At 56.2% G+C, this 576-nt stretch carries 1 protein-coding gene; it reads right to left on the bottom strand.

From position 1 onward, the window contains the following. Positions 1-96: 96 nt before the first annotated feature. Positions 97-489 (bottom strand): hypothetical protein, encoded by a 393-nt coding sequence (locus tag ACR0DO_RS19550; protein ID WP_480495409.1) that lies wholly within the window; start codon positions 487-489, stop codon positions 97-99. Positions 490-576 lie beyond the last annotated feature (87 nt).

Raw genomic sequence — 576 nt, 5'->3', positions numbered from 1 at the left:
CAAGCCGTGAGTTCCAAGCAAACTCTGTTTCCCCGGTATCAGGGCGCACCGCGCCCTGTCTCTTGGCATTGTGGCCGACAACAACTGCAAGTTTCATCAATCGAACTCCCTCTTTTTGCGAGGTAGCCAGCGGTCAAGAACCCGATCGGCGATAAGGCTGCTCTGCGCCTCCGTGTGGTCCATGACTTTGACGAAGATGTTGACGAACCAGCTGCTAACGGCAGCGGCTAGGATCATTATCAACTGCGGGGGCCAGCCCCAGAAATCCCACACCTGCGCGGCGATAAGCGCGATGATTGCGGCCAAGCCAGATGTGAAGAGGATGCCTAAAAAATGGGCCTCCTGTTGCCGTTTCCGGCCAATCAAGCTGCCTACGGCCAAGGCCATCACCAAGCCGCCGAAGAATACATGAGGTGCGACGGTAATCCCGATGCCCGCTAGGAACATCGTCAACCAGTCGCGCGAAATCTCAAGAAAGTGGTGTTTCATAGTGCGCTTCCAAATGTGACGGAGTGGCTAGGGCCAGCCAGACCGCACATCTTGTGCGCTTCTGACTCGACCCTACCACAAGTTGTG

This window comes from Ruegeria sp. AM9 (assembly GCF_056540565.1).
Note: the sequence above shows the minus strand (reverse complement) of the source record. Positions and strands in the feature narration are given on the sequence as shown.